This is a genomic window from Enterococcus caccae ATCC BAA-1240 (assembly GCF_000407145.1).
Lineage (GTDB): Bacteria > Bacillota > Bacilli > Lactobacillales > Enterococcaceae > Enterococcus_L > Enterococcus_L caccae.
In genome coordinates, this window is the sequence record NZ_KE136473.1 from 975,572 (window position 1) to 989,896 (window position 14,325).

Here is a 14,325-nt window from a genome sequence, read left to right on the forward strand (position 1 = left end):
TTCAGTTATTTTGTAATGTACTTATTCTTTTGTAACCATATTGAAAGAAACTGTAATACTTTTATCAATCAAATCAATGAGATATATGCTATTATATTGTAGTATAGGACTGAATCGAGAAACTGTTGATAAAAATGGAGGGTTAATAGTGAAGAAAAAGAATTTATCATTACTAATCGTTGGCTTAGTCACAATTGGAGCGACTGTGGCACCAATTAGTTCTTTCGCCGAAACAACTGATAAAAAAATAGAACAACAAGATAAAGAAATTTCGGCATTGAAAGAGAAACAAAAGGGAGTAACGGCACAAATTAGCTCATTAGAAGAAGAAATTTCTTCGATTTTTGATGAAGGAGTTTCGCTTAATAAACAAAAAACAGAATTAACCAAAGAATCTGAACAACTAAAAAAAGACATTGCTGCACTAGATGTGCGAATCAATAAACGAACAGAAGCAATTCAAAAACAAGGAAGAAATGTTCAAGTAAATGGACAAGGGACTCAAATTCTGGATATGCTTTTAAATTCAGAATCGATTTCAGATGCAGTCGGACGAGTTCAAGCTATTTCTTCAATTTTAACGGCGAATAATGATTTAGTGAAACAACAAAAAGAAGACAAAAAACTTGTTGAAACGAAAAAAACGAACATCCAAACTAATTTAGCATCTATAGAAGAAGCGACTGCTCAACTTGAACAAGAAAAAGAAAATCTAGTTGCCAAACAAGCAGAGTTGAATGTGTTAAAAGCGGAAGTTGATTCTAAAACATCAGGTGCTGAAAGTTCAAAAAATGCATTGTTGAAACAACAACAAGAAGCATTAAAAGCACAACTTGAAACGGAAGCGAAAAAGAAAGAAGCCAAAAAAGTTGAAACTGTTAAATCTGATGCTTCAAAAGTAGCAGAAAAAACAACAGCTGAGAGTGAAACGGCTAATAGTGCAACTACAGCACCATCTAATAGTGGTGAGACCAACGAATCAATTGATACTCCTAGCGGTGGGAACAATGCTGGTAATCAAGAAACTACTGGTCCATCAGAAAAACCTGTTGATCCAGTCACACCACCTGTTACGTCTGGTGATGCAACATTCCAAGCTCTAAATTCTTTACGGGCGGCTCATGGATTGAATCCTGTGAGTTGGGATGCAGGACTTGCTGCTGCAGCTAGCAGCCGCGCGTCAATCATGCAGGATTTGCAAGTACCATCAGATCATTGGAACAGAGGAGACGAAGTGATTGCGTTTATGTTTGCACCAGGTAACTCTGTCATCATGGCATGGTATAATGAAACAAACATGACATCGCCATCTGGAACTGGTCATCGCGATTGGGAATTAAATCCTGGTATGACACGTGTTGGATTTGGATACGCAGGTGACGTAATTGTGGGTCACTCTGCCTAAAAAAGCTCTATTAAAAGAAATTCATTTTGAATTAATAAAAGGAACATGAAGCAAAACGTCATAATTTGTTTTGCTTCATGTTTTTTTGCCTTTGCTCAAGACAATTCATTTTAAATGTCAGTTTTGTCGATTCTGTCAGTCGCTGTTAAATCCCGTTTTTTAAAAATGAATTTTAGCTAGCTTCTATGCTATAATATATAAGTTAATAATCTAATGGAGGAAAACAATGGACGGTATTTTACCTTTATGGAAAGAAGCAGGCATGACGAGTCATGACTGTGTTTTTAAACTAAGGAAAATTTTACATACGAAAAAAGTTGGTCATGGTGGGACACTTGATCCAGATGTATCTGGTGTATTACCCATTTGCATCGGTAAAGGAACTAAAGTAATTGAATATATGGTGGATTCTGGCAAGACTTATGAGGGGGAGATCACCCTTGGTTTTTCTACAACAACAGAAGATGCCAGTGGGGAAATGGTTGAACAAGTTACTCTTGCTACCCCGTATTCAAAAGACGAAATCGACGCTGCGATGCAAACGATGCAGGGCGAAATCACTCAAATTCCGCCAATGTTTTCAGCAGTCAAAGTCAATGGCAAACGTCTTTATGAATATGCTAGAAATGGCGAGGCAGTCGAACGCCCGGTCAGAAAAGCAATGATTTATTCTTTTGAACGAACAAGTGAACCAGAATTTGACAAAGCAAAAGGAACGCAAAGCTGGCGCTTTAAAGTGGTGTGTGGTAAAGGGACGTATGTCCGGACGTTATCTGTAGATACAGGGCTTGTTTTAGGTGTTCCAGCACACATGTCTGATTTAACTCGCACTGCAAGTGGTGGTTTGACAGCAGAACAATGTCTGACGTTAGCACAAGTTGCGGAGATAATGGAACAAGATAGGATCGCTGAAACGTTATTACCGATTGAAACAGCGATTGAACATTTCCCGCGAATCAATATATCTACTGAATTATATCAAAAAGTTAAAAATGGTGTTCGTTTGACTCCAACGGAATTATCTCTAAAAGAAATGCCGAAAGATTTAGTCGCGCTATTTTATCAAGACCAAGTTGTGAGTTTATATATGGCACATCCAACAAAGCAGAATGTATTAAAACCTAGCAAGGTATTAAGAAATAATTAATAGAAAGAAGTTTTATCATGCAAATCATTCCAATCCGACATCCATATACCACAGATCAAATCCCACCAGATGAAGTTGTTATGGTATTAGGCTTTTTTGATGGTGTTCATCGTGGACACCAAAAAGTAATCGAAACAGGTAAAAAAATTGCACAAAAAAAGGGCTTAAAATTAGCCGTAATGACGTTCAATCAACATCCATCTATCGTTTTTCAAAAAGTTTTACCTGAAAACATGAAGTACTTGAATAGTTTAGAACAAAAGGAACGATTGATGGAAGGCCAAGGGGTAGATATTTTATATGTGATTGAATTTACGTCTGCTTTTGCCCATTTAGCGCCACAAGAATTTGTGGATCAATATATTGTTGGTCTTCATGCAAAAGTTGCCGTTTCGGGCTTTGATTATACCTATGGACCTAAAGACATCGCAGATGTTGCTCATTTACCGGTGTATGCCAAAGATCGTTTTGAGGTTGCTACTGTAAGCAAAGAAGAATTAGGTGGTACAAAAATCAGTTCAACACGGATTCGTGAGTTGATGGAACATGGTAGAATGGAAGATGTTACTGAATTATTAGGCTATGTCTATGAAACAGATGGTACAGTCGTTCATGGGGATGCCAGAGGTCGTTTGTTAGGATTTCCAACTGCCAATATCAAAGTGAAAAGCACTGTGCGTTTACCTAGAATCGGTGTCTATGCGGTGAAAATTAAAGTCGGTGACACTTGGCATATTGGTATGGGGTCAATCGGTCATAATGATACGTTTGGTGACGGTCGTGATCTTACAGTAGAAGTATATATTTTAGATTTTCATCAAGATATTTATGGTGAGCAAGTTACTGTTCGCTGGAATCATTATTTACGTGATCAAGTTAAATTTGATGGAGCTGAGAGTTTGATTGTACAACTTAAACAAGATGAACGAGATACAGTTGACTACTTTTTGTAAAAAATTTTCAGACGTTTCTTTTCGGGCTAAGTGTTAAAAATAAGCTAAATAAACAGCGAAACGTTTGAAAGCTGCTTATTTAGCTTTTTTAGTTAAAAGAGTAATAACACTATATCCTTTTAAGGATGGTTCACCTTGACTACTCTGACAGAATTGTTCCCAAGTAATAAAAATTAGTGAAATGAGGGATTAGTAAATAAGGATATTGTTTGTTTTAATTGCGTGCTCATATACTTATTTTTAAGGTAATAAATGGACATCGTCCTCATCGGAAGGCTTTTGTGATTGATTGCAGTAATATTTAAAGCATCTAAGTGGCCTTCTAAGTATTGTGGAACAATGGAGAAGGAATTCGAATTGCTGACCATATAAAGGATTAATTCAGTTGTATCAACTTGAATGTCATGTTGTTGAGACCGTGTAGGAAAGTTCTCCTGCATCCAATCGTAAATTATTTTTGTTTCAAGAAATCGTTGATTAAAAAAAACAAAAGGATAATCGTCAAATAAATCTAACGTAATAGTTGCATGTTCTAAAAGTGGATGGTCACGTCGAACGATCAATTGATACTCATTTGAATAAATGTCGAGTTTATGAATGGTTGATGGACTATTGCTTATAGATGGACCAATCCCGATATCAGATTCTAATGTAGTGAGTGAATTGAAAATATTATCTGAAATAATTGTGTTTACTTTTAGTTGTTTGTACTCGTGAAATAGGGTAGACAGGGTATCATTTAATTTAAATTCTAGATCATTTAAAAAAAGTGAGACATTGATTGTAGTTGAAATAGAGCCCTCTGTGGATGAAAGGTCGTTTATCTCCTCCTGAATATAAAACATTTCTTGTTTGATCCGCCAACAATGGGTTTCTAAAATTTTACCAGCAGGAGTGAGCTGGCAGGTGGAACCATTTCTTAAAAAGAGAGCCGTTCCAAATTCATCTTCAAGGTTCTTTATTTGTTTACTCAGTGCAGCTTGTGAAATTCCAAGTGAATTACTTGCTCTGGTAAATTGTTTTTGTTCGCAGAGTGCTAAAAAATAATTTAAATGTAATAGTTCCATTGTTTTTCCTCCTTTCAATAGAACGCTTAAAAGATAAATTGAAGTTGCGAAATTAAATATTCATGTGTTTTCGAAAGCTGACTATTTGAAGAATAGCCAATGGAAATATTTCTAAAAGGTCCATCTATTATTTCAACAGAAGTAATATCTAAATAAGTAGGAAGTGAATCTGCTAATGAATAAGGGAGAAATGCTACACCAAAATCTTGATCAACTAAATTTAAGATAGAAATGGTTGATGGCAGTTCATAAATAAGATTGTTTTTAAGTTCTGGCTGATTCGACTCGATCCATGAATCAATTATTTTTTTTTCATAGATTTGGTTTGAATAATTGATTAGAGGCAGAGTTTGCAAATGACTCGCTGATAATTCGCTCAAATCTGCCAGCTTATTTTTGATACTAGTGAAAACGACATAAGATTCAGAAAAAATCAATTCACTCGTAATAGTGGCATTTTCATCTGATAAAATACCAATTGCAATATCGATTTCTTTGTTTTCAAGCATTCCTTCTAAATCATTGTAATACCCATAATCAAGTGAGACAGATGGATAAGATCGATGAAAACTCGTTAAGGATCGAGCAATCAAATAATCTGTATCGGCCAAATTAGTGCCAATTCTGATTGTTGCTGTTTCTCCAGTATGGACAAGTAAGTCGATTGCAGTGACTGCCTTATCCAATTCCTGAAAAATTGTCTCTCCTCGTTTTTTTAAAACCAAACCTTCAGGTGTTAAGGTGTTGTTTCCATAATCTCTTGTTATTAATTGAGCGTTTAGTTCCTGTTCTAATTCTCGAATATGAGTGCTTAAATAAGGCTGTGAAATATCCAACTCCTCAGAAGTTTTTGTAAAACTCTTGTTTTTACATAATGCTAAAAAATAGTCTAAGTGTTTTAGTTTCATTTTCTCATCTCCTTCACACTGTTAAAACCTAACCTTATATCAAGATAAAATAAGTTTTACTGAAATAGTACTTTTTTTGAAAAATTATATAAAAAATTAATAGTAGATCAAATGAAAAGGAAAAGGCTCCTTCAACTGGTGATAGCAAACCAATTGAAGGAGCCTTTATCAGCCTATTATACACTGATAAGAAACGATGAACTTTTTTGCTTCTACACTGTAAACAAACAATTTACTTCTTTAGTATAAATGTGAAGGGAACGTTAAACCATACCATTTTACTTATAGTGTCATTCTTTTTTTGATTCAAGGAGAAAATAAATACCACTTCGTGGGAATACGAAGTGGTATTTATCAGAGTTTACATTGTAAAAAAGGAGTATGGATATCTATATAAACGAAGTTGGGAAGTTCGTTTATATAACTATCATATAGATAAAAGGCAAAATAGACTATTCTATTTAAGTCATATCACTATTCGTTTAACGACGGTTATCAAATAAAGAGTGCAGGAACATTCAAAAAAAGTTATAGCACTATCATTTTTTGGGACTATAAAATAATAATTTAAATCATTAGAATGATAGTGTAATTCTTCTTGTTAGGTGAGGCTCCTATACAAACACAGGCTACTGCCCAAAAATGTCGAGAGACGCCAATGGGTAGAACAGGAATTGTCGAACGAAGGCTTTTCTTAAGGTAGCTAAAAGCACATGCTTTTTACGTTGTATAGTGCCAAAACTCAACGATTACGAAGACTCACGGCAAAGCGGGCTGAGTTTTCAGTGCGCTCTTTTTCGTGGAAAGGATGTGGTTAACATGCCAGAAGATAGTTCGATAAAGCAGAAATCAACAAACAGAAAAGAGGACAATTCAGATGCAAAAAGAAATAAAGAACATGATCCATGAAAAAGCCTATCAAAAATTAGCAAATCTATCGATTGATAATGTCTTAGAAAGCTTTTCCTCTTCCTGGGATGGATTGAAAGCCAGAGAAGTTCAACGTTCAAAGGAAAAATTTGGTGTCAATAAAATCACTGATGACAAAAAGAAATCGTTTATTTATACAGTGATAAAATCCTACGTTACACCATTTACAGTTGTATTAATGATCTTGGCAACGATTACGTTTTTTACTGAGTATCTTTACGCAGAGCCAAGTGAAAAGGATCTAGCTGGTGTTTTGATCATGCTTGTTATGGTTTTATTAAGTGGGACAATGACGTTAGTCCAATCAGTGAAGTCCAGTAATGCTGTCAGCAAACTGCAAAATATGATCCAAATTACTGCAACAGTCACTAGAGAAAATAAAGAAATGGAAATTCCCGTAGATGAAGTTGTTTGTGGAGATTTAGTGAAACTTTCAGCTGGAGATATGATTCCAGCGGATTTGCGCTTGATTCAGGCCAAAGATTTATTTGTATCGCAATCAGCGATGACTGGTGAGAGCTTTCCTGTTGAGAAGAAAGTGAAGAATGTTGTTTCTACAAATAACAATCAAACTGATTTTGAAAATCTATTATTCCTAGGGAGTAATGTGGTCAGTGGTAGCGGTGTTGGGGTAGCAGTTCGTGTTGGAGACAATACATTATTTGGGAAGATTGCCCAAGATATAGCAGATGATGAGAAAAAAACCAGTTTTGAATTAGGTGTAAATAAAACGACTTGGTTATTGATTCGTTTTATGCTGGTGATTACACCAGCAGTCTTTTTAATTAACGGAATCACGAAAGGCAATTGGAGCGAAGCATTGATGTTTGCGATTGCGACAGCAGTGGGTCTTACACCAGAAATGTTACCCATGATCGTTACGACTAATTTAGTTAAAGGCTCTAGAGATATGGCAAAAGAGGGCACGATCATGAAAAACGTCAACGCCATTCAAAACTTTGGTGCTATGGATATTCTATGTACGGATAAGACAGGCACGTTAACACAAGATAAAGTGATTTTAGAATATCATTACAATACCTCGTGTCAAGAAGATCGTGAAGTCTTACAATCGGCATTTTTAAATAGTTACTTTCAAACAGGTCTTCGTAATTTAATCGATAAAGCAATCATTGAAGCCACTTCAAAAGAACTGTCTATTGATGAAGAAGACTATTTTAAAATCGATGAAATTCCGTTTGACTTTAATCGCAGAAGAATGAGCGTGGTCGTTAAAAATAGAAGGTCTAATCAAAGCTTCTTGATCACTAAAGGAGCTGTTGACGAAATGCTACAAGCGTGTTCTCATATCAATCAGCATGGAGAAGTTATTCCAATTACCTCTAAAATAAAAAAACAAGTATTAAAAACAGTAAACGAATTAAATGAAGATGGTTTGCGCGTTTTGGCGATTGCGGATAGAGAAGTCAACAATCAATTAGGTGACTATTCAGTTAAAGATGAAAAAGGACTGATCCTGCAAGGGTACCTAGCATTCTTAGACCCACCTAAAGAAACTGCATCAACAGCAATTAAAGCGTTGAAAAATAATGGCGTTTCTGTAAAAATATTAACAGGGGATAATGAGTTGGTCACCTGCTCAGTCTGTAAAGAAGTCGGTCTAGGATCTGAAAAAATAATCAATGGTTCAGCTATTGCAAAACTTTCTGAGATCGAATTAAAACAAACGGTCAATGAGTACAATATCTTCGCAAAGGTAACGCCAGATCAAAAAACTAAAATTGTTAAGGCGCTGAAAAAAAGTGACCAGACAGTCGGCTTTATGGGAGACGGAATTAATGATGCTGGTGCGATGAAAGTGTCAGATGTTGGAATTTCTGTTGATACAGCAGTAGACATTGCCAAAGAATCAGCCGATGTCATTTTATTGCAAAAAGACTTGATGGTTTTAGAAAAAGGAATTATATCTGGTCGCAGAGTATTTAGCAATACGATGAAATATATCAAAATGACAGCAAGCTCAAATTTTGGCAATGTATTTTCGGTTATCCCAGCTAGTATCTTTTTACCTTTTCTACCAGTAGCACCGATACAATCACTTTTTTTGAATCTGATTTATGATACATCGTGTATGTCTGTACCTTGGGATAATGTAGATGCCGAATATGTAGAAAAGCCTAGAAAATGGGAAGCAAAATCGATTGGTTCATTCATGAAATGGTTTGGACCAACAAGTTCTGTTTTCGATATCGTAACATATTTATTTATGTACTTTATTATTTGCCCAGCGATTTTAGGTGGTAGTTTCTTCTCGTTGACCGCTGACAAGCAACTACTATTTATTGCTGTTTTCCATGCAGGTTGGTTTATCGAGTCATTATGGTCTCAAATGTTGGTACTTCATGTATTGAGAACCCCTAAAATACCATTTCTTCAAAGCAGAGCATCTGGGATCTTAACCTTGGTAACGTCAATTGGAATTTTAGTTGGAACGATTTTGCCCTTCACATCGCTTGGAGCAAGTATTGGTTTTGCGCCATTACCAGGAAACTATTTCTTTTATCTAATGCCAACGATTATTGCTTATTTAGTTTTAGTAACAATGATTAAAAAAATCTATATCAGAAAATACCAAGAGTTATTATAGTTAAACTTTTGTTCAAAGCTGCATCATAAATGAGTGATAGCACCTTGGTTTCCTAAAAGACCTAAGGTGCTATTTTGTATAGGTATTCATGAAGAGGGTAGAGTAAGGAAGAAAAACTTTATTGAACCAAATTAGAACATTTTATGACGGTATATGGTAAGATAAGAGACGTCTTCTATATAAAGGTATGTCTATTTAGGAGTCTTTAAAATTGGAGGAATAAAAATTGAAAAACGATAATACTAAGATTTCAGCTTACATACATATCCCCTTTTGTGAACATATTTGTTTCTACTGCGACTTTAATAAAGTTTTTTTGGAAGGACAACCAGTCGATGAATATATCCAAAGGCTTTTGCAAGAAATTCGTTTGACAAAGGAGCAATATCCTAGCAAGACAACTGAAACGATATACATAGGAGGCGGGACACCGACTTCATTATCAGCGAAACAATTAGATGTATTGCTAAAGGGCGTGCGGGAGTTATTACCAATCGATGTCGCAAATGAGTTTACAATAGAAGCAAATCCAGGTGATTTAACGCAAGAAAAGTTGCGCGTGATGAAAGAGTATGGTGTGAATCGTTTGTCTATGGGTGTTCAGACATTCGACAATCAACTGTTGAAAAAAATTGGACGCAAGCATACGGCAGAAGATGTGTATGAAACAATGAAATTTTTAGAAAAGGAAGATTTTTTAAATGTCAGTATTGATTTAATCTATGCATTACCAGGTCAGACCTTGGAAGGCTTTAGAGATACATTGCGACGTGCAATTGAACTTGATTTACCTCATTATTCACTGTATTCTTTGATTTTGGAAAATAAAACCATGTTTATGAATTGGGTTCGCCAAGGACGTTTGCAGTTGCCAGATCAAGATATTGAGGCGCAAATGTTTGAAGAAACGATTATTGCGATGGAAAATGCTGGCCGTCATCAATATGAGGTAAGTAATTTTGCTTTAAAAGGCCAAGAAAGTCAGCACAATTTAGTGTATTGGAACAATGATCACTATTATGGATTCGGTGCGGGAGCTAGTGGCTATTTAGGGCATACTCGGTATAAAAATCATGGTCCGATCCAGCATTATTTGAAGCCGCTTAAGGACAATCAACTACCAACAGTTGAAACTGAGATTCTGACATTGAATAATCAAATGGAAGAAGAATTATTCTTAGGGTTACGGAAAAAAATGGGCGTTTCAAAAACGCGATTCAAAGAAAAATTTGGTTTGTCTTTAAATCAAGTGTATCAAGAAACCATACCGGGCTTGATTCAAAAAGGTTTAGTTCTTGAAAATGAAGAGTATATCCAATTAACAGAACAAGGGCTTTTTGTAGGAAACGATGTTTTTGAAGCATTTTTAATTGATAAAGAAAAATGATTTAGTTTTGAAGCGAAACTAGCGATTTGATTGCGCTAGCTTCGTTTTTTTTGCTTTTTAGCACTCTTAGATAAAGAGTGCTAAAAAAGTGTGTTTTTCTCTTGACAATTCAGGAAAATCTTGCTATATTAATAATTGTATTAGCACTTGGATAACAAGAGTGCTAATGAAGGGTGGTAACTATGATAACTGAAAGACAAAAGAATATTTTGCGACTTATCATCCAAGAATATACAAATACAGGGAATCCTGTAGGCTCAAAGAAATTGATGGAAGACGGAATTAAGTCAAGTTCAGCAACAATTCGTAACGATATGAAAGCTTTAGAAGAACATGGATTATTGCTAAAGACACATTCATCTTCCGGAAGAATCCCGTCAATGGATGGTTATCGCTACTACGTGGATCATTTATTGAGTCCTGCTGAAATCGAACGTGATGAGTTAGAAACGATTCGCCATTCGTTTGGGAGAGAATTTCATGAAATCAATGATATCATCGAACAGTCAGCAGAAATTCTTTCTGATTTAACAAGCTACACAGCTTTTTCATTAGGACCTGAAGTAAAGGAACGCCGATTGACTGGCTTTCGGATTGTCCCATTGAATGAACGACAAATCATTGCGATTATCGTAACCGACAAAGGAAATGTGGAAAGTCAAGTATTCGCGATTCCAGCATCCGTTTCAAGTCAAGATTTAGAAAAGATGACCCAGATCATCAATGATAAATTGGTGGGGCAACCCCTGTTGACCGTTTATCATCGTTTGAGAACGGAAATTCCGATGATTTTACATCGTTATTTTCAAACACCAGATGGTATGATGAAATTGTTTGATGCTATGTTAGGGCATGCTTTTGAGGAAAAAGTTTTTGTGAGTGGTCGAATGAATCTATTCAATTTCGGTGTTGAAAAAGACCTTGATCAATTAAAGTCAGTTTATTCCTTTATGCAAAATACCGATGCGATTACACACTTACTGACGACAGATGAGAATCGAGACACACAAATTGCGATTCGAATCGGTTCAGAGATCGGTAATGATTTATTAGAGAATATGAGCATGATCACTGCTACTTACGAAGTGACAGGGCATGGCAAGGGCACAATTGCATTGCTAGGACCAACAAGTATGCCGTATTCGAAAATGTTTGGTTTAGTAGATGTTTTTCGCGATGAACTAGCTTCAAAACTTGGTGCTTATTATCGTTTTCTTGACGAATAAGTAGCAAAATGAAAAATATAGAATTCTAATAATTCTACGGAAATGAGAAGGGAAGTTGCTAGAGTGAGTAATAAAGAAGAAACAACCGAAGAAATTCAAGAAGAACATATGGAAGCAATCGATGATTCAGGTGTTTCTGAAGTCGAAGCTGAAATGACAGAACTAGAAAATACCCAAGCTGAATTATCTGAAATGGAAGATAAATTCTTAAGAGCTCGCGCTGAAATTGCTAATATGAGCAATCGTTTCAAAAATGAACGTGAACTGCTCGTTCGTTATCGTTCGCAAGATTTAGGTAAAAAATTATTGCCTTCGATTGATAACTTAGAACGTGCGATGGCAATAGAAGTCGATGATGAACAAGGCGCAAGCTTGAAAAAAGGCATCTCGATGGTTCTTGAAAGTGTACAAGCTGCACTGAAAGAAGAAGGTATTGAAGAAATTCCAACAATGGGCGAAGTATTCGATCCTAATTTACATCAAGCAGTCCAAACGATTCCAGCAAGTGATGATACACCTGCAGATACAATCGTAGAAGTCTTGCAAAAAGGCTATAAGTTACATGATCGTGTTTTACGAGCAAGCATGGTTGTTGTTGCACAGTAACAACAAGGAATGTTTGCATAATATAAATTGAAAAAATTAAAATAGAAGATAGGAGATCATTCATTATGAGTAAAATTATTGGTATTGACTTAGGAACAACAAACTCAGCAGTTGCAGTATTAGAAGGCGGAGAAGCAAAAATCATTGCAAATCCAGAAGGTAACCGTACAACACCTTCAGTAGTATCATTTAAAAATGGCGAAATCCAAGTTGGTGAAGTGGCAAAACGTCAAGCAGTGACAAACCCACATACAATTGCATCAATCAAACGTCATATGGGCGAAGCTGGCTACAAAGTAGAAGCTGACGGCAAATCTTATACACCTCAAGAAATTTCTGCGATGATTTTACAATACTTAAAAGGCTTTGCAGAAGAATATCTAGGTGAAAAAGTGGATAAAGCTGTTATTACAGTTCCAGCTTACTTCAACGATGCGCAACGTCAAGCAACAAAAGACGCTGGTAAAATCGCTGGTTTAGAAGTAGAACGTATTGTTAACGAACCAACAGCTGCAGCATTAGCTTACGGTTTAGATAAAACAGATAAAGACGAAAAAGTCTTAGTATTTGACCTTGGTGGTGGTACATTTGACGTATCGATCCTTGAATTAGGGGATGGCGTATTCGACGTATTATCAACTGCCGGTGATAACGAATTAGGTGGGGATGACTTTGATAACAAAATCATCGACTACATGGTAGCAGAATTCAAAAAAGAAAATGGTGTTGATTTATCTAAAGATAAAATGGCTGTTCAACGTTTGAAAGACGCTGCAGAAAAAGCGAAAAAAGATTTATCAGGTGTTACTTCAACTCAAATCAGCTTACCGTTTATCACAGCAGGAGACGCTGGTCCATTACACTTAGAAATGAACTTAACTCGTGCGAAATTTGATGAATTAACAAGTGACTTAGTAGAACGTACAAAAACACCTGTACGTCAAGCATTGAAAGATGCTGGCTTGAACCCTTCTGAAATCGACGAAGTAATCTTAGTTGGTGGATCTACACGTATTCCTGCTGTAGTAGAAGCTGTTCGTAAAGAAACAAACAAAGAACCTAATAAATCAGTGAACCCAGATGAAGTAGTCGCAATGGGTGCTGCAATTCAAGGTGGGGTTATCACTGGTGATGTTAAAGATGTTGTATTATTAGACGTAACACCATTATCATTAGGTATTGAAACAATGGGTGGCGTGTTTACTAAATTGATCGATCGTAATACAACGATCCCAACAAGTAAATCACAAGTCTTCTCAACAGCAGCAGACAATCAACCAGCCGTTGATATTCACGTATTACAAGGTGAACGTCCAATGTCAGCTGATAACAAAACATTAGGTCGTTTCCAATTAACAGATATTCCAGCCGCTCCTCGTGGTGTGCCTCAAATCGAAGTAAGTTTTGATATCGATAAAAATGGTATTGTAAACGTACGTGCAAAAGATTTAGGAACACAAAAAGAGCAAACAATCACAATCAAATCTTCTTCAGGTTTATCAGATGATGAAATCGAACGTATGGTGAAAGACGCTGAATCAAATGCTGAAGCAGATAAAGCACGTAAAGAAGAAGTTGACTTACGTAACGATGTTGATGCTTTGTTATTCACTGTTGATAAAACATTGAAAGAATTAGAAGGCAAAGTAGACGCTGATGAAGTGAAAAAAGCAGAAGATGCTCGTGATGAGTTAAAAGCAGCTGTTGAGGCGAATGATATCGAACAAATGAAAGAAAAACGTGATTCATTAAACGAAATCGTTCAAAACTTAACAGTAAAACTTTATGAACAAGCAGCGCAACAACAAGCGCAAGAAAATCCTGAAGCTGCACAAGGTGGAGCAGATGATGTTGTAGATGCTGACTTTGAAGAAGTAGAAGGCGACGACAAATAATTATTGATCGTTAACAAGCTGGCAAAGACCAAAGTCATCGCTTTGGTCTTTGCCTATCTTTATTTGTAGAGAATATTAACAAGCAAATTAAGTGAAGCTATTTTGCTTTTGCGTGATTTGTGGTATGATTACAACGATGTTTTTATACAAATAAGTTGGCGTCGATCCTTTTTTGGAATAGATGGAATAATAG

General features: G+C 36.0%; 9 protein-coding genes, 1 pseudogene and 1 riboswitch. Of the genes and pseudogenes, 8 read left to right on the forward strand and 2 right to left on the reverse strand.

The window, feature by feature from the left end; translation table 11 throughout:
* Positions 1–148: 148 nt before the first annotated feature.
* The 3 genes from I580_RS10165 to ribF all read left to right on the forward strand — a co-directional run bounded on the left by I580_RS10165 (position 149) and on the right by ribF (position 3,505).
* On the forward strand, positions 149–1,405 hold the full coding sequence (locus I580_RS10165; protein WP_010771886.1) for a coiled-coil domain-containing protein: 1,257 nt from the start codon (positions 149–151) through the stop codon (positions 1,403–1,405).
* Positions 1,406–1,631: 226 nt separating this feature from the next.
* The gene (truB, locus tag I580_RS10170; protein WP_010771887.1) at positions 1,632–2,552 is read left to right on the forward strand and encodes a tRNA pseudouridine(55) synthase TruB; all 921 of its coding nucleotides are present in this window, start codon (positions 1,632–1,634) and stop codon (positions 2,550–2,552) included.
* A gap of 17 nt (positions 2,553–2,569) precedes the next feature.
* Positions 2,570–3,505, forward strand: coding sequence for a riboflavin biosynthesis protein RibF (ribF, locus tag I580_RS10175; protein ID WP_010771888.1), 936 nt, complete (start codon positions 2,570–2,572; stop codon positions 3,503–3,505).
* 173 nt (positions 3,506–3,678) lie between these two features.
* Here the strand turns inward: ribF and I580_RS10180 are convergent, their stop codons facing one another.
* Together I580_RS10180 and I580_RS10185 are read right to left on the reverse strand one after the other, a co-directional pair.
* Entirely contained in the window at positions 3,679–4,572 is an 894-nt protein-coding gene (locus I580_RS10180) for a LysR family transcriptional regulator (protein ID WP_010771889.1), read from the reverse strand.
* 26 nt (positions 4,573–4,598) lie between these two features.
* Complete coding sequence (locus tag I580_RS10185; protein WP_010771890.1) at positions 4,599–5,480, reverse strand: LysR family transcriptional regulator; 882 nt, start codon at positions 5,478–5,480, stop codon at positions 4,599–4,601.
* 590 nt (positions 5,481–6,070) lie between these two features.
* Positions 6,071–6,241: riboswitch (M-box (ykoK) riboswitch) on the forward strand.
* An 86-nt stretch (positions 6,242–6,327) separates the two neighbouring features.
* Between I580_RS10185 and mgtA the strand changes: the two are divergent.
* The 5 genes and pseudogenes from mgtA to dnaK all read left to right on the forward strand — a co-directional run.
* Positions 6,328–9,018, forward strand: a pseudogene (mgtA, locus tag I580_RS10190) (magnesium-translocating P-type ATPase); the annotation flags it as partial.
* A gap of 226 nt (positions 9,019–9,244) precedes the next feature.
* Positions 9,245–10,405 carry a radical SAM family heme chaperone HemW gene (gene hemW / locus I580_RS10195; protein ID WP_010771892.1) on the forward strand — a complete coding sequence of 387 codons (1,161 nt, stop codon included), beginning with the start codon at positions 9,245–9,247 and terminating at the stop codon, positions 10,403–10,405.
* Between the two features lie 182 nt (positions 10,406–10,587).
* On the forward strand, positions 10,588–11,631 hold the full coding sequence (hrcA, locus tag I580_RS10200; RefSeq protein WP_010771893.1) for a heat-inducible transcriptional repressor HrcA: 1,044 nt from the start codon (positions 10,588–10,590) through the stop codon (positions 11,629–11,631).
* A 42-nt stretch (positions 11,632–11,673) separates the two neighbouring features.
* The gene (gene grpE, locus I580_RS10205; RefSeq protein WP_034860226.1) at positions 11,674–12,237 is read left to right on the forward strand and encodes a nucleotide exchange factor GrpE; all 564 of its coding nucleotides are present in this window, start codon (positions 11,674–11,676) and stop codon (positions 12,235–12,237) included.
* A 65-nt stretch (positions 12,238–12,302) separates the two neighbouring features.
* Positions 12,303–14,132, forward strand: coding sequence for a molecular chaperone DnaK (gene dnaK, locus I580_RS10210; protein ID WP_010771895.1), 1,830 nt, complete (start codon positions 12,303–12,305; stop codon positions 14,130–14,132).
* Positions 14,133–14,325 lie beyond the last annotated feature (193 nt).